The organism is Sphingomonas phyllosphaerae (assembly GCF_036946485.1).
Classification (GTDB): Bacteria; Pseudomonadota; Alphaproteobacteria; order Sphingomonadales; family Sphingomonadaceae; genus Sphingomonas; species Sphingomonas phyllosphaerae_E.
The window spans coordinates 592,175-613,800 of the sequence record NZ_JAQIJA010000005.1; the positions used below are offsets into that span (position 1 = coordinate 592,175).

The following is a 21,626-nucleotide window of genomic DNA, read 5'->3' on the forward strand; positions in this document are numbered from 1 at the left end:
ACGAAGCCCGGGAGCGCCGAAGGTTCGGCCGAGAGGTGGCGGTCAGACCCGCTCGGCCGCGTTGACTGCATCGGCCGCGCGCAAGGCGGACAGCAGCCGCATCAATTGATGGGCGTCATGCACCTCCACATCGATGACGTTGGTGTGGAATTGCGTGTCGCGATTGTCGAGCCGCAGGTTGATGATGTTCGCCTTGTGCTGTCCGATGATCGTCGCGAGCATCCCGAGCGCGCCGGGCTGGTTGCGCACCTCGACCGAGATGCGCGCGGTCGCGCCCTCGGTGGCGTGGCCCCATTGCACGTCGATCCAGTCGGTCTCGTCCTCGCTGCGCTCGGCCAGATCGGCGAGCACGCGGCAGTCGATCGCATGGACCTCGATCGACGCATCGGGGCGGCGCAGACCGACGATCCGGTCGCCCGGCACCGGATGGCAGCAATCCGCCAGCTCATAGGCAACGCCGGGCGCCAGCCCCTCGATCGAGATCGCGCTCGATTGCGGCGGCGCGTGCGCGACATCCGCCCCCGCCGACCCCGGCATCAGCGCTTCCATCACCTCGCCGTCGGTCAGCGTGCGCCGCGCGATCGCCTGCATCAGCGCCGCCTCGTCCGGCAGTTTCAGCCGCTTGAGCGCCTCGTCGATCGCATGATCGGCGAGCGTCGCGGGCAGGCGCTGGACGATGTCGTCGTACAGCTTGCGCCCCAGCGCGATCGTCTGCTCGCGCTCCTCGTTGCGCAGGTGGCGGCGGATCGCGGCGAGCGCCTTGGCGGTGATCGCGACCTTCAGCCACGCCGGCTGCGGCACCTGCGCCTTGGAGCGCAGCACCTGCACCTGATCGCCATTCTCCAGCACCGTCGACAGCGGCACGACGCGCCCGTTGACCTTCGCGCCGACCGCCTGATCACCAAGATCGGTGTGGACCGCATAAGCGAAGTCGATCGGCGTCGCGCCCTTCGGCAGCTGGATCAGCTCGCCCTTCGGGGTGAAGGCGAAGATGCGATCCTGGTACATCGCGATGCGGGTATGTTCGAGCAGTTCCTCGGGCGTCGCGGCGGTGTCGAGGATTTCGACCAGATCCTTGATCCAGTCCTGCTGCTGGTCGGGGCGGACCGGATGCGCGCCGACCGACTGCTTGTACGCCCAATGCGCCGCCAGCCCGAACTCGGCCTCGGCGTGCATCTCGGCGGTGCGGATCTGGATCTCGATCCGGCGGTTCTCGGCGTGGATCACGCTGGTATGGAGCGAGCGATAGCCGTTGCGCTTCGGCGTCGAGATATAATCCTTGAACCGCCCCGGCACCGCCGGCCAGCGGCGGTGGATCAGCCCCAGCGCGCGGTAACAATCCTCGATCGTCGGGACGATCGCACGAAAGGCCATGATGTCCGACAGCTGCTCGAAGCTGATGTGGCGCTCCTGCATCTTGCGCCAGATCGAATAGGGGTGCTTCTCGCGCCCGGACACCTGCGCCTCGACGCCGGCGCGGCCGAGCAGCAGCTTCAGCCCCGAGCCGATCTTCGCGATCCGGTCGCCGCCCGATCCTTCCTTGAGCTGCTCGAGCCGCTTGGTGATCGACTCATACGCCTCGGGCTCGAGTTGCGCGAAGGCGAGCGTCTGCATCTCCTTCATGAACTCGTACATGCCGATCCGCTCGGCGAGCGGGGCGTAGATGTCCATCGTCTCCTTAGCGATGCGGCGGCGCTTCTCCGGCTTGGGGATGAAGTGCAATGTCCGCATGTTGTGGAGCCGGTCGGCCAGCTTCACCAGCAGCACGCGGATGTCGCCCGACATCGCCATCAGGAACTTGCGTAAATTCTCGGCGGCGCGCTCGTTCTCGGTCTGCGCCTCGATCTTGCTCAGCTTGGTCACGCCGTCGACCAGCCGCGCGATGTTCGCGCCGAAGATCCGCTCGATCTCCTCGGGCGTGGCGACGGTATCCTCGACGGTGTCGTGGAGGATCGCGGTGGCGATCGTCTCGTCGTCGAGATGCAGCTCGGTCAGGATGCCGGCCACCTCGATCGGGTGGCTGAAATAAGGATCGCCGTTGGCGCGTTTCTGCGTCCCGTGCGCGTTGACCGAGAAGACATAGGCGCGGTTGAGCATCGCCTCGTCGGCGTCGGGGTCGTAATCGAGGACCCGGTCGATCAGTTCATATTGTCTCAACACGGGATGAGGATGGGGCCGGGCACGGCCGCATTGCAACATTCCCGTGCAGAAAAAAGCCGCCACGCCGCGCGGCGTGGTAATTCGGCATCGCTTTTGTCCGCGCTGCGGGTCAGCGCGCCGCCCAGCGAACCGCGTTGGTCAGCATCCGGCGCACGTTGACATCGTCGTAGACCGCCGGCTCGTGCCCCAGCGCCGAGTAGAAGACCCGGCCCTTGGCGCGGGGATTGACCCAAGCGACCGGGTGCGTCGCGCCCATCGCCAGCTTGCCGCCGACGCGGTAACTCTTCTCGTCGACCCTCGCCAGCACGGTCATGCCGCGCGTCACGGGATCGTTCGAGAAAGAATACCATTCGTCCGACAGCGGGAAGGTCCGCGCCACGCCCGCCATCACCGGATGCTGCGGCTGGTCGACGATCACCTGCGCGGTCTGGATATGGTCGTCGCCATTGGGATGGCCGATGAAGGTCGTGCCGATGATCGTGCGGTCGTACCACGGCTCCTTGTGGCTGTCGTCGCCCGCGGCATGGAGCGCGACCACCCCGCCGCCACGCGCCACGAAGCGCTCGAACGCCGCGAGCTGATCGGGGCTCAGGAAATTGCCGCTCGCGCTGTTGAGCACGACGACCGCAAAGTGGCTGAGATCGCGATCGTTGAAGACCGCGGCATTCTCAGTCGCGAAGCTCTTGCGGCCGAGCTGCTTCGCGATGTCGCCCAGCACCTCGTTGGAATGCGGGATATGCTCGAAATGCCGCCAGCCGTTGGTCTTGGAGACGATCAGCACCGCGCCCTTCAGCCCGGCGGGAAGCGTCGGCGCGACGGTGTCAACGACCGGGGCGGGCAGATGCGGATTGTCGGGCGCCTGCGCCGCCGCCAGCATCGCGATCATCACCAGTGATTTCAGCATTATCCGTCTCCTGCCGGCAGCGTAGACGGGGATGTGGCGGAGGTGAAGCGGACTTTGGTCGTGGGAGCATCCTCGTCACCCCGGACTTGATCCAGGGTCCCGCTTCTTCCTCGATCGGGGCAGAAGAAGCAGGGCCGCGGGTCGAGCCCGGGGCGACGGAGACGGCTTAATCGATCAGCGTGACGCTCATCGTGATCCGCTGCTCCCCATGCGCGGGCACCTCGAACACACCGGGCTTGTCGCGATATTCGCCATCGAAGCCTTCCGGATCGGCGATGCCGTGCCACGGCTCGACGCAGACATAGGCCGCGCCCGGCTTGGTCCAGATGCCGAGCTTCGGCGTGTCGGGAAAGGCGATGTCGAGCTGCGGCGCGCCCTCCACGCCGTAGCGCACCGACTGCGACTCGACCGGTGCCCACACCAGAGCGTCGTCGGCGAACAGATCGTCGGCGAGGTGCAGCACCCGCCCGTCGAGCGGCGAGGGGCGCTCAGTCGCGGCGATCGTGCCGTCGGTGGCAATCACCTTGAGCGCGCCCGGCTCGTCCTTTTCGAACGTAATGCGGTGCGCGGCGCGATCCTGTCCATACGGCAGCGGCCAGGCGAAGGCGGGGTGGAAGCCGAAGCTGGCGGGCAGCGGCTCATCGGCCGGGTTGCAGACGGTCACCTCGATCGCCAGCGTCGCGTCACGCAGCTCGAACGCCACCTCCAGCCGGAACGCGAACGGATAGGCGGCGCGTGTCGCCTGGTCGTCGGCGAGCGCGAACACCGCGCGCGTCGCGCTGGTCTCGATTACCGAAAAGACGCTGCGCCGCGCGAAGCCGTGCTTGGCGATCGGATAGGATACGCCATCGACCTTGATCGCACCGCTGGCGGTCATCCCGACCACCGGAAACAGCAGCGGCGCGCGCCCGGTCCAGAAGCGCGGGTCGGCATCGGTCATCAGCTCGCGCCCGTCGGCGTCGGTCAGCGACGACAGCTCCGCGCCCAGCGGGTTGATCGCGGCGGTCAGCGTGCCGTTCGAGATACGGATCCAGTCGTCAGCCACGTAATTGCGCTCCCTGCTTGGCGGCGGCGGCGACCACCTTATCGGCGATCGCCTTCAGATCGGCGTCGGTGAAGCTCTTGTCGGCGGGTTGCAGCACCACCTCGACCGCGACCGACTTGTGTCCCTCGGCGACGCCGGTGCCGGTGAACACGTCGAAGACGCGCGCGCGGGTGATCGTCGCCTTGTCCGCGCCCTTGACCGCGCGTACCAGCGCCTCGGCCGAGACATCGGCGGGGACGAGGAACGCAAAGTCGCGGCGCACCGGCTGGAGCACGGGCGGCGCATAGGCCGGGCGCATGAACCCCGATCCACGCTTGGCCGGGATCGCGTCGAGGTACAGCTCGACCGCCGCGACCTGCCCCGACAGATCGAACGCCTTCATCACCGCCGGATGCACCGCGCCGAACGCCGCCAGCACCGTCTTCGGCCCGAGCCGCAAGGTGCCCGAGCGACCGGGGTGGAAGGCTGCGCCCGCCTCGCCCATCACCTGAAGGTTGTCGACCGGCGCGGCCGCCGCCGCCAGCAGCGCCAGCGCCTCGGTCTTGGCGTCATAGGCGTCGAACCCGGCGGCCTTGCCGTCGCGCCAGCCGCGCGCGCGCTTGTCGCCCGCCAGCACGACGCCGACCGTCGCGCGCTCGCCCTCGGACAGATAGCGGCGCCCGATCTCGAACAGCCGCACGGTCTCGATGCCCTGCCGCAGGTTGCGCTCGGCAGCGGACAGCAGCCCGGGGAGCAGCGACGGGCGCATCACCTTCAGCTCCTCGCTGATCGGGTTCGCCAGCCGCCATGCCGCCACGCCGAACGGTGCGACCTGTTTCTCGCTGAGAAAGCTCCACGTCACCGCTTCGTCGAGCCCGCGCGCCGCGGCGGCGCGGCGGGTGCGGCGCTCGATGCGCTGTTCGGGGGTCGCGGTCGGGCGCGCGACACCGGGGGTGCGCGGGAGCGGCACCGGGGCGACCTTGTCGATCCCCTCGATACGGATCACTTCCTCGACCAGATCGGCGGTGCCGTCGACGTCGCGCCGCCACGTCGGCGGGGTGACGTTCCATGCCCCGTCGACGGTGAAGCCGAGCGACTCGAGGATCGCGCGCTGCCGCTCCGGTGCGACCGCGAGTCCGCCAAGGGTTTCGGCGCGCGCCGGGTCATAGGCGTAGGAGCGCGTGCCGAGCGGCGGCTCGCCCGCGCGGGTCACGCCGCTGGCGCTGCCGCCGCAATATTCGAGGACGAGGAAGGTCGCGATCGCGAGGCCATCGTCAAGGAACGCCGGGTCGACGCCCCGCTCAAACCGCTGGCGCGCGTCGCTGGTCAGCGCCAGCTTCTGCCCGGTGCGGGCGATCGCCTCGGGGGTGAAGTAGGCACATTCGATCACGACGTCGGTGGTCGTCTCCGACACGCCCGAATGCGCGCCGCCCATGATCCCGCCGATGTCGTGCACCGCGACATCGTCGGCGATCACCGTCATGCCGGCCGACAGCGTATAGGTCTTGCCGTTGAGCGCCTCGACCGTCTCGCCGTCGCGCGCCTGCCTTGCGACCAGCCCGCCCGACAGCTTCGCCTTGTCATAGACGTGCAGCGGGCGGCCGAGATCGACCGTCAGGTAATTGGTGATGTCGACCAGTGCCGAGATCGGCTTCTGCCCGATCGCGCGCAGCCGCTTCGTCATCCACTCGGGCGCGGCGCCGTTGGTGATCCCGCGCACCTCCTGCGCGAAGAACGCCGGGCAGCCCGCCGCGTCCTCGATCCGCACGTCGGGGCCGGCGCCTTCGCCCGCGACCTCGGGGACGGTCGGCGCGACCAAGGTACCGAGCCCCGCCGCGGCGAGATCGCGCGCGATGCCGTGGACGCCCATGCAATCCTGCTTGTTCGGCGTCACCGACACTTCGATCACCGGATCGCCGAGCCCGGCGTAATCGGCGAAGGCGGTGCCGACCGGCGCGTCCTCGGGCAGTTCGATGATGCCGTCGTGATCCTCGCCCAGCTCCAGCTCGCGGGTCGAGCACATCATGCCGTTCGACTCGACCCCGCGGATCGCTGCGACCTTGAGCACCATGCCGTTCGCCGGCACCGCTGCGCCCGGCTTGCCGAACACGCCGACCAGCCCGGCGCGTGCGTTGGGTGCGCCGCACACCACCTGCAACGGCCCGTCGCCGGCATCGACCGACAGCACCTGCAACTTGTCGGCCTGCGGATGGCGTTCGGCGGTGAGCACGCGCGCGACGGTGAAGCCGTCCAGTTTGGCGGCGGGATCGGTGACGCCCTCCACCTCCAGCCCGATGTTGGTGAGCGCGGTCACGATCTCGTCGAGCGACGCGGTCGTTTCGAGATGGTCCTTGAGCCAGGAGAGGGTGAATTTCATTTTACTTCCCGTCGCTCCTGCGCAGGCAGGAGCCTATGTCTCTACGTAGTGGCACACCCACCAGCCATGGGCCCCTGCCTTCGCAGGGGCGACGACACTATGCCGGCGTGCCGACGCCGCCCGACAGGGTCGGCATGTCGAGCGCGCTGAACCCGTAATGCTTCAGCCAGCGGATATCGCCGTCGAAGAACGGGCGCAGATCGTCCATGCCGTATTTCAGCATCGCCAGCCGATCGATCCCGCAGCCGAACGCAAAGCCCTGCCATTCCTCGGGATCGAGCCCGCACGCCGCGATCACCTTCGGATGGACCATGCCGCTGCCCAGCACTTCCATCCAGCCTTCCGACCCGCCGATCACGCGCTTGCCCTTGACCACCGAATAGCCGACGTCGACCTCCGCCGACGGCTCGGTGAACGGGAAATAGCTCGGGCGCAGGCGGAGCACGATGTCGTCGCGCTCGAAGAACGCCTTGAGGAACGTCTCCAGCGTCCATTTCAGGTGGCCGAGCGTGATCCCCTTGTCGATCACCAGTCCCTCGACCTGATGGAACATCGGCGTGTGCGTCGCGTCGCTGTCGGAGCGATAGGTGCGCCCCGGCGCGATGATGCGGATCGGCGGCTTGTTGGCCAGCATCGTGCGGATCTGCACCGGCGAGGTATGCGTCCGCAGCACGCGCGGCGTCTCGCGGTCGTTGGGATCGCTGTCCTCACGCCCGGCGAGGTAGAAGGTGTCGTGCATCGCGCGCGCCGGGTGCGTCTCGGGAATGTTGAGCGCGCCGAAATTGTGCCAGTCGGTTTCCATTTCCGGCCCGCTCGCCACCGCGAAGCCGAGGTCGGCGAAGATTTCCGCCAGTTCGTCCATCACCTGGCTGACCGGATGCACCGTGCCCGCGAGCGGCGCATCGGCGGGCAGCGTCATGTCGAGCGCCTCGCTGGCGAGCTGCGCGTCGAGCGCGACCTGCTCGAGATGGCTCTTGCGCGCCGCGATCGCGTTGGTCACCGCCTCGCGCAGCCCGTGGATCGCGGGGCCGCGCGTCTGGCGCTCCTCGGGGGAGAGCGCGCCCATCGTCTTGAGCAGCTGCGTGACGCGCCCCTGCTTGCCCAGCGCATCGACCCGCACCGCCTCCAGCGCGTCGAGCGAGGCGGACGCCTCGATCGCGACGAGCAGATGGGTCTTGAGGTCGTCGGTGTCGGTCATCGTGTTATCCGTCATGCCTGCCGTCCAAGCCGATGCTTGCCGCCAAGTCCAGCCCCGGCGCAGATCGACACTCATCAGCGCCGTCATCCCGGACTTGATCCGGGATCCCGCTTCTCACTTCTGTGGCGAAGAAGCAGGGCCCCGGATCAAGTCCGGGGCGACGCGACAGGGGTATGCCCGTCTCGTGGATCGCGCAATCCAAGAGGAGATGGCCGGCCAGCCGGGCGCCACCCCCAAACAGAAACGGGGCGCCGGTGTTGCCACCGACGCCCCGCATCTCGTTCTCGCGTCAGATCGCCTCAGGCGGCCTGCGGGAGTGCCGCCTTCGCCTGCGCGATGATGGCGCTGAACGCCTCACCCTCGTGCATCGCGATGTCGGCCAGGACCTTCCGGTCGAGTTCTACACCCGCCAGCTTCAGGCCGTGCATGAACTGGCTGTAGGTCAGACCCTCGGCGCGGACGCCGGCATTGATGCGCTGGATCCACAGGCCGCGGAAGGTGCGCTTCTTCACCTTGCGGTCGCGATAGGCGTACTGGCCGGCCTTTTCGACCGCCTGACGGGCGACGCGGATCGTGTTCTTGCGACGACCGCGATAGCCCTTGGCCTGTTCCAGGATGTTCTTGTGCTTGGCGCGAGTGGTTACGCCCCGCTTGACGCGTGCCATAGTCTATTCCTCCTCGTCGCTCAGTTCAGGCCGTACGGCGCCCAGGCCTTCACCGTCGCGGTGTCGGCCTTCGACAGCACCGTGGTGCCGCGGTTCTGGCGGATGTACTTGGCGTTGTGGCTGATGAGGCGGTGACGCTTGCCGGCGACGCCGTGCTTGATCTTGCCGGTGGCGGTGAGCTTGAAGCGCTTCTTCACGCCGCTCTTGGTCTTGAGCTTGGGCATTTTCATCCTTTCTGCTGCGCGAATCGACTGAGACGGCCGCGGCAGCCCTCGTTGGCCGGGCCGTCCGTATCCGCCGATCGCTCGGGAAGCGGGCCGCATAGCGACATGAGGCGCGGAAAGCAACCATAGGGAACCCGCGCCGCGATCTCGCGATTGTACCGCGATGGCAACGACCGCACCCGCGCCGCAGACCAAACCGCGCTGGCGGCGCATTGCGCGCAACGTCGCGGTCGGGCTCGTGGCGGCGATCGCCGCGATCTGGCTGGTGCTGTTCATCACCAAGGGCCGCTTCCTGAAGGGCACGTTCGAGCGCGTCGTCGGCGGGCTGACCAACCGCCCGGTGACGGTCGGCGGTGATTTCCAGCTCTATTTCGCGCCGCTGAAGATCAAATTCTATGCCGAGAAGCTCGCGATCGCCAATCCGGCGTGGGCGACGCGGCCGTATCTGTTCACCGCCGACCGGATCGACACGCGCATCGCGCCCTTGTCGCTGCTGTTCGGCAAGCGGCGGCTCTACTGGCTCGACCTGACCAACGGCGCGGTCGACCTCGAATGGACCAACGCGCACGACCATAACAGCTGGACGTTCAGCGAGAAGAAGGGTGGCAAGCCGCTCGACCTGCCGCGCATCGACCGCGCGACCGTCACCGGAACGCAGGTTCGCTATCTCGACCCGCGGCTGCAATTGCTCGCCGACGTCAAGCTCGACACGATCCGCTCCACCGATGCCCGGATCGGACAGGCGGTCGGGCTCGACGGCGGCGGACGGCTGCGCGGGACGTCGTTCACGGTCGTCGCGCGGCTGCTGTCGCCAGACGCCACCGTCGCGCGCGGCAAGAACGAGCTGGTGATGCGCGCGCGGGCGGCGGGCAACACGCTCGACGTCGCCGGCACGCTGCCGAGCATCGCGGCGTTCGAGGGCGTGCCGCTGGCGGTGCAGGCGCGCGGGCGCAACCTCGCGACATTGCTCGAAATCATCGGCGTCGCGATCCCGAACACGCGTACCTACCGGCTGCGTGCGCAACTGGTGCAGAGCGGGCCGGAATATCGCTTCACGCATCTGCGCGGGACGTTCGGCGACAGCGACGTGCGCGGGCGGCTGACGATCGCCAATCGCGAGCGGCTCCACCTCGATTCGCAACTGACCACGCGCCAGCTCGACATCGTCGATGCCGCGCCGTTCATCGGCTACAATCCGGACATCGTCGCCGAGAAGGGCGCGGTCGCCGCCGCCGCCGCGACCGGGGCCGCGCCCGCGCGCATCCTGCCCGACGCAGCATTGCCGATCGCGACGATGCAGCGCTTCGACGCCGATCTGAAATGGCATATCGACCGCGTCCGTTCGAAGCGGCTGCCGATCGCCGATATCGACATGGTGCTCGATCTCGACCGCGGACGGCTGGCGCTGTCGCCGCTCACCATGGCGATGGCGCGCGGTAATCTCGCCAATGACATCGTCTTCGACACCCGCCAGCGGCCGAGCGCGGTCAGCTATGACGTGCGGCTCGCCCCCACCCCGCTCGGCCGGCTCCTCGCCGGCTATGGCGTCGCCGAGTCGGGCACCAGCGGCACGATCCGCGGGCGCATCCAGCTGAAGGGGCGCGGCGACACGATCCACGATTCGCTCGCTTCCTCGAACGGGCGCATCGCCTTCGTCATCCCGAGCGGCAGCCTGTGGACGCGCAACGTCCAGCTCGCCGAGATCGACCTCGGCGTCTTCATTCAGAAGATGTTCGAGCAGGAGCTGAAAGAGCCGGTGCAGATCAACTGCGGGCTGGTCGCCTTCACGGTGCGCAACGGCGTCGCGGCGACCGATCCGATCCTGATCGACACCAAGAAGAACGTCATACTCGGCAACGGCGGCTTCAGCTTCAGAAGCGAGGCGCTCGACCTCGCCTTCCGCGCCGATGCCAAGAAGTTCAGCCTGTTCTCGGGTCAGTCGCCGGTCGGGGTCAGCGGCTATTTCGCGTCGCCGTCGCTCAACGTGATCTCGCCGCAGCTGGTGGCGCGCGCCGGTGCGGGGCTGGGGCTGGCGATCGTCGGCACGCCGGTCGCCGCGCTGCTGGCGTTCGTCGATCCGGGTGACGCCAAGGCCGCGCAATGCGGCCCGGTGCTCGCCGCCGAGCCCGCCGCCGCGCAGCGCGACAAGGACGGCAAGCCGCGCAAGGACGTCGGCGAGGGCAAGGTCGAGGGGCAGAAGCGCAAGAAATTTCTGGGTATCTTCTGACGTGCACGCTTTCGCCGCCCTGCTCGACGCGCTGATCTACACCCGCTCGCGCAACGCCAAGCTGAAGCTGATCGGCGACTATCTGCGCGAGACGCCCGATCCCGATCGCGGCTGGGCGATGGCGGCGCTGACCGGCGAGCTTGACCTGCCCGGGGTCAAGCCGGCGGTGATCCGCGCGCTGGTCGAGTCGCGCGTCGATCCGGTGCTGTTCCGGATGAGCCGCGACTATGTCGGCGACACCGCCGAGACGGTCGCGCTGCTGTGGCCCGAGCCCGACCATCCGCCCGAAACCGCCGAGCCGTTGACGGTCGCGACCGTAGTCGACCGGCTTGGACGCCTGTCGCGCTCGGATGCACCGGCCGCGCTGGCGGCGATGCTCGATCGGCTCGATGCCGAGGAGCGGTTCGCGCTGCTCAAGATGGCGACCGGGGGCCTGCGCGTCGGCGTGTCGTCGCGGCTCGCCAAACAGGCGCTGGCGGACGCGTTCGGGCTCGATGTCGAGGCGGTCGAGGAAGTATGGCACGGGCTGGAGCCGCCCTATCCGACGCTGTTCGCCTGGGCGGAGGGCACCGGGGCGCAGCCGACCGCCGCCGACGTGCCGGTGTTCCGCCCGTTCATGCTCGCGCACCCGCTCGACGATCTGCGCGTCGACCTCGCCGATTATGCCGCGGAGTGGAAATGGGACGGCATCCGGGTCCAGCTGGTGCATGTGGCGGGCGAGACACGGCTCTACAGCCGCACCGGCGACGATGTGACGCGCGCCTTCCCCGATGTCGCCGCCGCCTTCGCGACGCATAGCGTCGTCGACGGCGAGTTGATGGTGCGCGGCGACTTCCAGGGCGGCGAGGCGGGCAGCTTCAACGCGCTGCAGCAACGGCTCGGGCGCAAGGTGGTGTCGGCGAAGATGCTGGCGGAAGCGCCGGCGTTCGTGCGGCTCTACGACATATTGTTCGACGGCACCGAGGACCTGCGCGCGCTGCCGTGGACCGAACGGCGCGAGCGGCTGGAGGCGTTTGCCGCGCGGCTCGACCCCGGGCGCTTCGATCTCAGCCGCGTGGTCGAGGCGGAGGACTTCACCGCGCTGGAAGGTATTCGCGCCGGCGCGCGCGACGCGGCGATCGAGGGCATGATGCTCAAGCGCCGCAATTCACCGTATGTCGCGGGGCGGCGCACCGGGCTGTGGTACAAATGGAAGCGCGACCCGCTGACCGCCGATTGCGTGATGATGTACGCGCAGCGCGGCAACGGGCGGCGATCGAGCTGGTACAGCGACTATACCTTCGGCTGCTGGACTGAGGACGGGGAGCTGCTGCCGGTCGGCAAGGCCTATCAGGGGATCACCGATCAGGAGATCGCGCAACTCGACCGCTTCGTGCGCCAGCATACGCTGGGCCGCTTCGGGCCGGTGCGGGAGGTCGAGAAGTCGCTGGTGCTGGAGATCGCGTTCGATTCGATCCACGAATCGAAGCGGCACAAGTCCGGGCTCGCGATGCGCTTCCCGCGGATCGCGCGGATCAGGACCGACAAACCGGCGGCGGAGGCAGACACGCTGGCGGGGCTGAGGAAGCTTGTTACCTGACTCGCCCCGTCGTCATTGCGAGCGCAGCGAAGCAATCCAGTGTTCCGCGCGCTGCCCTGGATTGCTTCGCTGCGCTCGCAATGACGGTGTGAGCAGTCTGCACCCTCTGTCCCCCGCCCCGCGCTTCTGGCAAAGCGCGCCATCATGAGCTTCAACACCTTTGGCCGCGTCTTCCGTTTCACCACCTGGGGCGAGAGCCACGGCCCGGCGCTCGGTGCGGTGGTCGATGGCTGCCCGCCGGGGATCGCGCTGAGCGAGGCGGACATCCAGCCGTGGCTCGATCGCCGCCGCCCCGGCCAGTCGCGCTTCACGACGCAGCGGCAGGAGCCCGATCAGGTCCGCATCCTCTCCGGCGTGTTCGAGGGCCGCACCACCGGTACGCCGATCAGCCTGATGATCGAGAATGTCGACCAGCGGTCGAAGGACTATTCCGCGATCGCGCAGGCCTATCGCCCCGGCCACGCCGATTACGCCTATGACGCCAAATACGGCTTCCGCGACTATCGCGGCGGCGGGCGCTCGTCGGCGCGCGAGACGGCGGCGCGCGTCGCGGCGGGTGCGGTGGCGCGCGCGGTGATCCCGCAGGTCCGCATCCGCGCCTGGGTCGAGGCGATCGGCGGCGACGCGATCGACTATGCCGCGTTCGACGATGCGCAGATCGACGAGAACCCGTTCTTCTGCCCCGATGCCGGTGCCGCCGCGCGCTGGGAAGCGAAGATGGACGCGGCACGCAAGGCCGGCTCGTCGCTGGGCGCGGTGATCGCGTGCGAGGCGACCGGGGTGCCGGCCGGCTGGGGCGCGCCGCTTTATGCCAAGCTCGACAGCGAACTCGCCGCCGCGTGCATGTCGATCAACGCGGTCAAGGGCGTCGAGATCGGCGACGGCTTCGCGGCCGCGGCGCTGTCGGGCGAGCAGAATGCCGATCCGATGCGCCCCGGCGCGGACGGCACGCCCGACTTCCTCGCCAACCATGCCGGCGGGATCGCGGGCGGGATCGCGACCGGGCAACCGGTGCGCGTGCGCGTCGCGTTCAAGCCGACCAGCTCGATCCTCACCCCCGTTCCCAGCATCACCCGCGATGGCACCGCGACCGAGGTGATGACCAAGGGCCGCCACGATCCGTGCGTCGGCATCCGCGGGGTGCCGGTGGTGGAGGCGATGGTCGCGCTGGTGCTGGCCGATCAGGCGTTGCTCCACCGCGCACAATGCGGCATAAGTTAGGCGATGCCCGCCGATTATCAGGAACGTTCGGCGTTCACGCATCGTTGACGAGCCATTCCGGACAAGGAGAGGTTCGATGCGTACCTATATCGCGATGACCGCCGCTGCGCTGTTGCTTCCCGCCGCCGCCATGGCGCAGACCACCGGTGCCGGGGGCACAATGGGCCAGACCGGCGGCACGATGGGTGGCACGATGCAGCCCGGCGGCACGATGGGCGGGACCATGGGTCAGCAGCCCGGCGGTACGATGGGCGGGACCACCATGGACCCGATGACCACCTCGCCGCAGACCACCACGCCGAGCACGTCGACCGATCGCAGCACCACGACCACCACGCGCTCGTCGCGTCGCGCGCGCAACAACAGCACGACGACGACCGGGCCGGACGCAGTGACCAACTCGCGCACGACGATGGGCCAGCCGCAGCAGGGCCAGCCGACCGAGGCGACGAACACGCCGCCGGATCAGCTGCCGCAGGGTGGCGCGGCGGGCACCGCGACCCAGCCGGGGCCGCGCAACTAAGCCGCGCTTCGTCGTCCCGGGCTTGACCCGGGACCCCGCTTTATCCCGGTGAAAGTGAAAGCGGGATCCCGGATCCAGTCCGGGATGACGGCAGTGATCAAACGCCGAGCGGCGACGGAAAAGACCTTCCGCCGCCGCTCTCCGTTCCTCAATCCGCGAACGGATCGCGGACGAGGATCGTGTCGGCGCGCTCGGGGCTGGTCGACACCAGCGCCACTGGGCAGCGGATCAGTTCCTCGACGCGGCGGATGTACTTGATCGCCTGCGCCGGCAGATCGGCCCAGCTCCGCGCACCCGCGGTCGATTCCTGCCAGCCCGGCATCGTCTCATAGATCGGCTCGACCAGCGCCTGATCGGCGGCGTGGGTCGGATAATAATCGATCACTTGCCCACGCAGGCGATAGCCGGTGCAGATCTTCACTTCCTCGAACCCGTCGAGCACGTCGATCTTGGTGAGCGCGATCCCGGTGATCCCGCCGACCGCCGCCGATTGCCGCACCAGCACCGCATCGAACCAGCCGCAACGGCGCTTGCGACCGGTGACGGTGCCGAACTCATGCCCGCGCGTCCCCAGCCGCTCGCCGGTCTCGTCGTCCAGCTCGGTCGGAAACGGTCCCGAGCCGACGCGCGTGGTGTACGCCTTGGCGATCCCCAGCACGAAGCCGACCGCCGCCGGCCCGAGCCCCGACCCGCCCGCCGCGCTGCCCGCGATCGTGTTCGACGAGGTGACGAACGGATAGGTGCCGTGGTCGATGTCGAGCAGCACGCCCTGCGCGCCCTCGAACAGGATGCGCTTGCCGGCTTCCTTGGCGAGGTTGAGATCGCGCCATACCGGGCGCGCGAATTGCAGCACGAAGTCGGCAATGGCGCGCAGCTCCGCCACCAGCGCGTCGCGGTCGATCGGCGGCTCGCCGAACCCGGCGCGCAGCGCGTCGTGGTGCGCGGTCAACCGGTCGAGCTGCGGCCCGAGATCGTCGAGGTGCGCCAGATCGCAGACGCGGATCGCCCGGCGGCCGACCTTGTCCTCATAGGCCGGACCGATCCCGCGCCGCGTCGTGCCGATCTTGCCCGCGCCGCTCGCGTCCTCGCGCAGTCCATCGAGATCGCGGTGGAAGGGCAGGATCAGCGCGCAATTATCGGCGATCCGCAACGTCTCAGGCGTGGCGGTGACGCCCTGCCCCGCCAGCCGCTCGATCTCCGCCTTGAGCGCCCACGGATCGAGCACCACGCCGTTGCCGATCACCGACGGCGTGCCGCGCACGATCCCCGAAGGCAGCAGCGAGAGCTTGTAGACGTTCTCGCCGACCACCAGCGTATGCCCGGCGTTGTGCCCGCCCTGGAAGCGGACGACCATGTCGGCGCGCTCCGCCAACCAGTCGACGATCTTGCCCTTGCCCTCGTCGCCCCATTGCGCGCCGATGACTGCCACATTTGCCATGGATGCGATTCCCCGCCTGCCGCTGCGAACCCGCGCGCCCTTCGACAGGACTCGGCACGCGGGCGGTTCAGGAATGTCGGGGGCGCGGGTAGCGGGCGGGCGGGAGCGGGTCAACCATGTGCGTGACGGGACCGACACACGCAGCGGCGGCGGTCAGCGGACGTCGATATCGACCAGCACCCGCCGCACCCGGCCTTCGGAGGTCGCATTCTGCAGGACGAGCTTGTCATGGCCGTGGAAGCCGGCGTCGGCGGTGTAGAAGGCCTGCACGCCGTCCACCTTCTGCTTGTCGCAGATCACGCGCGGATTGGGGGCGACGAAATTGGGAAAGACCTTGTCGGTCGAAATGTCGGCATGGCCATGCTGCGGCGGGCTGACGATCTGCGTCGTCATCGTGCCCGCCGGCGAGCAGTCGGGATTGGTCAGCGTCGCGAACCAAACCCGCACCTTCTCGCCGGGCAGCGCCGCGCGCGAAAGATGAATGTCGTGATAGCCCTTCATATTGCTTTCATCGACACGCCGCACGACGAAGGTCTGCGCCCCGCCGACAGCGGGAAGCAAAACGCCCGCGAGACAAAGAAGAGCAGTGGGGAAGCGACAGCGGCTGTTCGGCATGACATCACCCTCAATCAAGGCGTTACGACCAGCCTATGCCTGCGCGGCCACGCCGTAAACGACGCGCCGCGCAGATTACCACTTTGTCATGTCAGAGCTGTCGCGCCTCGCCCTCGGCGAACAGGTGCGTGCAGACCTGCGCCTCGGGCGTGTCGCCCGCCGCCAGCGCCGCCACCGTAACCCAGCCCGCCGCGCGCAGCCGCGCCGCGTCGGCCGGTGACGTGCCGAGCGGGAGGAACAGCCGGCGGCGGTCGTGCACCGGCGGATCGCCGAGCAAGCGGTCGGCATAGAGCGAGAAGCCAGTCGCCGCTTCCTCAGCGCCGCCTTCGTGGACGACGGTATAGGTGCCGCCGCGCCCGATCTCGGTCCCCGAGCCGCCACCGAACAGCGAGAAGCCAAGCCACGTTTGATATTCGAAGCCGTGCCGCTCGGTCGGGTCGAGCGTCATCGCCACCCGATCGCCGACCGTCGCCGCGATCGCCGCCAGCCCGTCGAGCCGCGTCGCCAGTGCGCCGCTGCGGTCGAACGCACGCAGCCGCGCCAGCGCCTGGTCGAACGGCCCGGCGGCTTCGATCAGCGGAAGGTAATCGGGCGCGACCGCCGCGACGCCGCCGGCATCCTTGGCGTCGAGCCGCTGGCGCAGCGTGTCGAGCGCGTCGGGCGCGACCGGGAGCGGCCCGGCGGCAAGCGTGTCGACGAGATCAGGGAGCGTGAAGTCGATCGACGCGCGCGTGACACCCGCCGCATCGAGTGCGTCGATCGCGACGGCGACGACCTCCTGCGCGGCGGCGAGCGAATCGAGGCCGAACAATTCCGCGCCGATCTGCCGCGTCTCGCGCGCGGGCGACAATTGGCTGGCGCGCAGCTTGAGCACCGCGCCGGCATAGCTGAGCCGCACCGGACGCGGGTGGTGCCCCATCCGCGTCGCCGCGATCCGCGCGACCTGCGCGGTCAGGTCGGGGCGGATCGCCAGCGTCCGCTGCGACACCGGATCGACAAACCGCACCGCGTCGTGGAGCGCCCCCGCCTTCAGCCGCGTGCCCAGCCCGTCGGCGAATTCGGCGAGCGGTGGATCGACGCGCTCATAGCCATGTGCCCCGATCGCGGCGAGCACCCGCGCCTCGATCGCGGCGGCGGCATCGGCGAAGGGCGGCAGGCGGTCGCGAAGACCTTCGGGCAGGAGCGCGGTCATTATCGCCCTCTCCCCTCAGGGGAGAGGGTTGGGTGAGGGGCGGTCGTCGACGCGACGGCAATCATCTGAAGCACCCCATCCAAATTCATCGTCACATCCGCATTGCTGAAGCGAAGAACCCGATAGCCTTGCGCTTCGAGCCACTCGGTTCGCCGGTCGTCGCGGGATTGGTCGGTGTGGGTGTCGCCGTCAACCTCGATGATGACACGAGCGCTGCGGGCGCAGAAATCGGCGATGTAGGGGCCGATCGGGACTTGGCGGGAGAACTTGACGCCGTGCAGGCGCTTGCCGCGAAGTGCGAGCCACAGGCGCGTCTCCGGTTCGGTCATCTGGCGGCGCATCTTGCGCGCACGGTCGAGGAGGAGAGGGTCGGTTTGCATCGGCGCGCACCATCATCAGCGGTGGCGTTCGCGGCAACCCCTCACCCAACCCTCTCCCCAAGGGGGAGAGGGCTAGAAGCACCTAAAAAGCCCTCTCCCCTCCGGGGAGAGGGTTGGGAGAGGGGCGGTGTCTCACCGAGACCGCCCCCAACCCCTCAAGTAATCAGAACGACAACCCCATCGCGGTCTTCACGCCCGGCAGCGCCTTGACCTGCGCCAGCAACTCCGCGTCGACCGGCTGGTCGACCGACAGCAGCAGCACCGCCTCGCCGCCCGCCTCGCGACGGCCGAGGTGGAAGGTGCCGATGTTGACCCCGGCCTCACCCAGCAGCGTCCCGATCCGGCCGATGAAGCCCGGCGCGTCCTCGTTGACGACGTACAGCATCGCGCCGGTCAGGTCAGCCTCGACCTTGATCCCGAACAGCTCAACCAGCCGCGGCGCGCTGTCGCCGAACAGCGTCCCCGCCACCGAGCGCTCGCCGTCGGCGGTGCGTACCGCGACGCGCAGCAGCGTGTGGTAATCGCCCTCGCGCTCGGTGCGGATCTCACGCACCTCCATGCCGCGGTCGCGCGCCAGCACCGGCGCATTGACCATGTTCACCGTGTCGGTCTGCTGGCGCAGGAAGCCGGTCAGCACCGCGCTGGTCAGCGGCTTCGGATTGAGGTCCGCCGCCGCGCCCTCGCGGTGGATCGACACGCGGTCGATCGCGCCGGTCGCGAGCTGCCCGACCAGCGAGCCGAGCTTCTCGGCCAGCCCCATATACGGGCGCAGCTTCGGCGCTTCCTCGGCCGAGAGGCTGGGGACGTTGAGCGCGTTGGTGACGCCGCCCGACACGAGATAATCGGCCATCTGCTCGGCGACCTGGATCGCGACATTGACCTGCGCCTCGGTGGTCGACGCGCCGAGGTGCGGGGTCGAGACGAAGTTCGGGGTGCCGAACAGCGGGCTCTCCTTGGCCGGCTCGGTGACGAACACGTCGAGCGCCGCGCCCGCGATATGCCCCGAATCGAGCCCTTCCTTGAGCGCGGCCTCGTCGATCAACCCGCCCCGCGCGCAATTGACGATCCGCACGCCCTTCTTGGTCTTGGCGAGGTTCTCGGCCGACAGGATGTTGCGGGTCTGGTCGGTGAGCGGCGTGTGGAGCGTGATGAAGTCGGCGCGCGCCAGCAGCTCGTCGAGCGTCACCTTGGTCACGCCCAGCTCGACCGCGCGCTCCTCGGTGAGGAACGGATCGAAGGCGACGACCTTCATTTTCAGCCCGAGCGCGCGGTCGGCGACGATCGAGCCGATGTTGCCCGCACCGATCAGCCCCAGCGTCTTGCCGGTGACCTCGACGCCCATGAAGCGGTTCTTCTCCCACTTGCCCGCCTGCGTCGAGGCGTCGGCCTCAGGCAGCTGGCGCGCGAGCGCGAACATCAGCGCGATGGCGTGTTCGGCGGTGGTGATCGAATTGCCGAACGGCGTGTTCATCACGACCACGCCCTTGGCGGAGGCGGCGGGGATGTCGACGTTGTCGACGCCGATCCCGGCGCGGCCAACGACCTTCAGGTTGGTGGCGTGATCGAGGATGTCCTTGGTGACCTTGGTCGAGCTGCGGATCGCCAGCCCGTCATATTCGCCGATAATCGCCTTCAGCTCGTCTGGGGTCTTGCCGGTGATCACATCGACCTCGACCCCGCGCTCGCGGAAAATCTCGGCAGCGCGCGGGTCCATCTTGTCGGAAATCAGTACCTTGGGCATGTGGGTGCTCCGGTAGGAAAATGGGGGACATAGCTCCCTCTCCCCCGCGGGGAGAGGGCTGGGGTGAGGGGCAGGAGCCTCGCAGAGAAGTCGGTCTCGGTGAGACGTCAGCCCCTCACCCAACCCTCTCCCCAGCGGGGAGAGGGCTAAGATTGGTCACGCCTTGGCGGTCGCGTAGGCCCAGTCGAGCCACGGGCCGAGCGCCTCGATATCGCCGGTGTCGACGGTCGCACCGCACCAGATGCGCAGCCCGGCCGGCGCGTCGCGATAGCCCGCGACGTCATAGGCGGCGTCTTCCTTTTCGAGCAGCGCGGCGAACTTCTTGATGAAGTCGGCGTCGGCACCCTCCACCGTCAGGCACACGCTGGTCTTCGACCGCGACGCCTCGTCTTCGGCGAGATGCCCGAGCCAGTCGCGCTCGGCGACGATCCGGTCGAGCGCGGCGGCATTGGCGTCGGAGCGCGCGATCAGCCCGCCCTTCCCCAGCCCCTTGGCCCATTCGAGCGCCCAGATCGCATCCTCGACCGCCAGCATCGACGGCGTGTTGATCGTCTCGCCCTTGAACACGCCCTCGACGAGCTTGCCCTTGGAGACGAGGCGGAACACCTTCGGCAGCGGCCAGGCCGGCGTGTACGTCTCCAGCCGCTCGACCGCGCGCGGCCCGAGGATCAGCACGCCATGCGCGCCCTCGCCGCCCAGCACCTTCTGCCAGCTGAACGTCGCGACGTCGATCTTGTCCCACGGCAGGTCATAGGCGAACACGCCGCTGGTCGCGTCGGCGAAGCTCAGACCCGCACGATCTTCGGGGATCCAGTCGCCGTTCGGCACGCGCACGCCGCTGGTGGTGCCGTTCCAGGTGAACAGCACGTCGTTCGACCAGTCGATCTGCCGCAGGTCGGGGAGCTGGCCGTAATCGGCTCGGATCACCGTCGGGTCGATCTTCAGCTGCTTGACCGCGTCGGTCACCCAGCCCTCTCCGAAGCTTTCCCATGCCAGCGCGGTGACCGGGCGCGCGCCGAGCATCGTCCACATCGCCATCTCGAACGCACCGGTGTCGGAACCGGGGACGATGCCGATGCGGTGCGTGTCGGGCAGGTTCAGAAGCTCGCGCATCAGGTCGATGCAATATTGCAGCCGCTGCTTGCCGAGCTTCGAGCGGTGCGACCGTCCGAGGACGTCGGTCGCGAGCTTGGCGGGATCATAGCCGGGGGGCTTGGCGCACGGGCCGGACGAGAAATGCGGACGCGCCGGCTTCGTGGCGGGCTTCGTCGGCGCAAGGGTGGCGTCGGCGGCAATCGAATCAGTCATGTCTGTCTCTCCTTACAGAGAGCACGCGCGGCGTTGGGACCGCGTGGCCCGTCGACGGCCCTAGCGGCGCGCCCGCGATCTGGCAACATGGATTGACCGGATCGTCGCGACCTCGACTCCACCCGTCACCCCGGCCTTGTGCCGGGGGCCACCGTGCCGCACACCAAAAAGATGCGAGGTGCGCGGAAAAGTAGATGCCGGAACCGGTCCGGCATGACGATCGCGGTGGCGCTCGCGCTCGCCGGCTGCGGACGGACCGAGCGCCCTGCCGCGCCAACGCAGCGCGCGCGGGTCGAGCTGCCTTCGGCGCGCGAAACCCGGCAATGCTTCGCCGACCTGCGCGCGCTCGGGGTCGATTTCCAGCCGCTGCCCGACAAGGATTTCGGCGGCGGGTGCGGGCTGACCGGGACGGTCAAGCTGCTCGACATCGGCGTGCCGACCGCCAATCTCGGGGCGGTGCGCTGCGGCGCGGCGCGCGCTTATGCCGCGTGGGCGCGCAACGGCGTCGCGCCCGCGGCCTATCAGATCCTCGGATCGGAACTGTCGCGCGTCGTCAGCATGGGCAGCTATGCCTGCCGCAACACCGTCGGGACCAGCGGGCCGGCGCGCCGCTCGGGCCATGCGATCGCCAATGCGATCGACATCGGCGCGTTCGAGCTGAAGGACGGGCGGCGCATCTCGATCCTGCGCGACTGGAATTCCAGCGATCCGCAGGTGCGGCAGTTCCTGCGGGTCGTCCACACCTCGGCGTGCCGACGGTTCGGGACGGTGCTGTCGCCCGATTACAATGCGGTGCACCGCGACCACCTGCATCTGGAGGACGATAACACGCGCTTCTGCCGCTGAGCTT

At 68.7% G+C, this 21,626-nt stretch carries 18 protein-coding genes; 5 read left to right on the forward strand and 13 right to left on the reverse strand.

Translation table 11 applies throughout. From position 1 onward, the window contains the following. Nucleotides 1–42: 42 nt before the first annotated feature. The 7 genes from PGN16_RS11395 to rpmI all read right to left on the reverse strand — a co-directional run bounded on the left by PGN16_RS11395 (nucleotide 43) and on the right by rpmI (nucleotide 8,552). Nucleotides 43–2,160: a RelA/SpoT family protein gene (locus PGN16_RS11395; RefSeq protein ID WP_335309526.1), complete on the reverse strand. Its 2,118-nt coding sequence runs from the start codon at nucleotides 2,158–2,160 to the stop codon at nucleotides 43–45. 109 nt (nucleotides 2,161–2,269) lie between these two features. Continuing rightward, nucleotides 2,270–3,064 carry a ThuA domain-containing protein gene (locus tag PGN16_RS11400; RefSeq protein ID WP_335309527.1) on the reverse strand — a complete coding sequence of 265 codons (795 nt, stop codon included), beginning with the start codon at nucleotides 3,062–3,064 and terminating at the stop codon, nucleotides 2,270–2,272. 166 nt (nucleotides 3,065–3,230) lie between these two features. Then, the gene (locus PGN16_RS11405; protein ID WP_335309529.1) at nucleotides 3,231–4,109 is read right to left on the reverse strand and encodes an aldose 1-epimerase family protein; all 879 of its coding nucleotides are present in this window, start codon (nucleotides 4,107–4,109) and stop codon (nucleotides 3,231–3,233) included. After that, nucleotides 4,102–6,465, reverse strand: a complete 2,364-nt coding sequence (gene pheT / locus PGN16_RS11410; RefSeq protein ID WP_335309530.1) for a phenylalanine--tRNA ligase subunit beta — start codon at nucleotides 6,463–6,465, stop codon at nucleotides 4,102–4,104. Before pheT ends, PGN16_RS11405 begins: the two co-directional genes overlap by 8 nt. Before the next feature lie 97 nt (nucleotides 6,466–6,562). Continuing rightward, nucleotides 6,563–7,663: a phenylalanine--tRNA ligase subunit alpha gene (gene pheS / locus PGN16_RS11415; RefSeq protein WP_335309533.1), complete on the reverse strand. Its 1,101-nt coding sequence runs from the start codon at nucleotides 7,661–7,663 to the stop codon at nucleotides 6,563–6,565. A 299-nt stretch (nucleotides 7,664–7,962) separates the two neighbouring features. Next, complete coding sequence (gene rplT, locus PGN16_RS11420) at nucleotides 7,963–8,328, reverse strand: 50S ribosomal protein L20 (protein WP_022687966.1); 366 nt, start codon at nucleotides 8,326–8,328, stop codon at nucleotides 7,963–7,965. A gap of 20 nt (nucleotides 8,329–8,348) precedes the next feature. Beyond that, nucleotides 8,349–8,552, reverse strand: coding sequence for a 50S ribosomal protein L35 (gene rpmI, locus PGN16_RS11425; RefSeq protein WP_058755056.1), 204 nt, complete (start codon nucleotides 8,550–8,552; stop codon nucleotides 8,349–8,351). A 163-nt stretch (nucleotides 8,553–8,715) separates the two neighbouring features. On the opposite strand from rpmI, the gene PGN16_RS11430 reads away from it, so the two are divergent. From PGN16_RS11430 to PGN16_RS11445, 4 genes are all read left to right on the forward strand, one after another. Beyond that, nucleotides 8,716–10,779 carry an AsmA family protein gene (locus PGN16_RS11430; protein WP_335309537.1) on the forward strand — a complete coding sequence of 688 codons (2,064 nt, stop codon included), beginning with the start codon at nucleotides 8,716–8,718 and terminating at the stop codon, nucleotides 10,777–10,779. A gap of 1 nt (nucleotide 10,780) precedes the next feature. After that, entirely contained in the window at nucleotides 10,781–12,358 is a 1,578-nt protein-coding gene (locus PGN16_RS11435; RefSeq protein ID WP_335309539.1) for a cisplatin damage response ATP-dependent DNA ligase, read from the forward strand. Nucleotides 12,359–12,502: 144 nt separating this feature from the next. Beyond that, nucleotides 12,503–13,579, forward strand: a complete 1,077-nt coding sequence (gene aroC, locus PGN16_RS11440) for a chorismate synthase (protein WP_335309541.1) — start codon at nucleotides 12,503–12,505, stop codon at nucleotides 13,577–13,579. Nucleotides 13,580–13,655: 76 nt separating this feature from the next. Next, nucleotides 13,656–14,102 (forward strand): hypothetical protein, encoded by a 447-nt coding sequence (locus tag PGN16_RS11445; RefSeq protein ID WP_335309542.1) that lies wholly within the window; start codon nucleotides 13,656–13,658, stop codon nucleotides 14,100–14,102. 148 nt (nucleotides 14,103–14,250) lie between these two features. On the opposite strand, the gene PGN16_RS11450 is transcribed toward PGN16_RS11445, so the two are convergent. From PGN16_RS11450 to PGN16_RS11475, 6 genes are all read right to left on the reverse strand, one after another. Beyond that, the gene (locus PGN16_RS11450; RefSeq protein ID WP_335309543.1) at nucleotides 14,251–15,540 is read right to left on the reverse strand and encodes an adenylosuccinate synthase; all 1,290 of its coding nucleotides are present in this window, start codon (nucleotides 15,538–15,540) and stop codon (nucleotides 14,251–14,253) included. 153 nt (nucleotides 15,541–15,693) lie between these two features. After that, nucleotides 15,694–16,065, reverse strand: a complete 372-nt coding sequence (locus PGN16_RS11455) for a hypothetical protein (RefSeq protein ID WP_335309544.1) — start codon at nucleotides 16,063–16,065, stop codon at nucleotides 15,694–15,696. Nucleotides 16,066–16,246: 181 nt separating this feature from the next. Then, nucleotides 16,247–17,347 carry an ATP phosphoribosyltransferase regulatory subunit gene (locus PGN16_RS11460; RefSeq protein ID WP_335309545.1) on the reverse strand — a complete coding sequence of 367 codons (1,101 nt, stop codon included), beginning with the start codon at nucleotides 17,345–17,347 and terminating at the stop codon, nucleotides 16,247–16,249. Continuing rightward, the gene (locus tag PGN16_RS11465) at nucleotides 17,347–17,727 is read right to left on the reverse strand and encodes an endonuclease domain-containing protein (protein WP_335309547.1); all 381 of its coding nucleotides are present in this window, start codon (nucleotides 17,725–17,727) and stop codon (nucleotides 17,347–17,349) included. The genes PGN16_RS11460 and PGN16_RS11465 overlap by 1 nt, the downstream gene beginning before the upstream one ends. A 163-nt stretch (nucleotides 17,728–17,890) precedes the next feature. After that, nucleotides 17,891–19,468 (reverse strand): phosphoglycerate dehydrogenase, encoded by a 1,578-nt coding sequence (gene serA, locus PGN16_RS11470; RefSeq protein ID WP_335309548.1) that lies wholly within the window; start codon nucleotides 19,466–19,468, stop codon nucleotides 17,891–17,893. 156 nt (nucleotides 19,469–19,624) lie between these two features. Then, nucleotides 19,625–20,776 (reverse strand): phosphoserine transaminase, encoded by a 1,152-nt coding sequence (locus PGN16_RS11475; RefSeq protein WP_335309549.1) that lies wholly within the window; start codon nucleotides 20,774–20,776, stop codon nucleotides 19,625–19,627. Nucleotides 20,777–20,989: 213 nt separating this feature from the next. Between PGN16_RS11475 and PGN16_RS11480 the strand changes: the two genes are divergently transcribed. Then, nucleotides 20,990–21,622, forward strand: coding sequence for an extensin family protein (locus PGN16_RS11480; protein WP_335309550.1), 633 nt, complete (start codon nucleotides 20,990–20,992; stop codon nucleotides 21,620–21,622). Nucleotides 21,623–21,626: the final 4 nt, after the last annotated feature.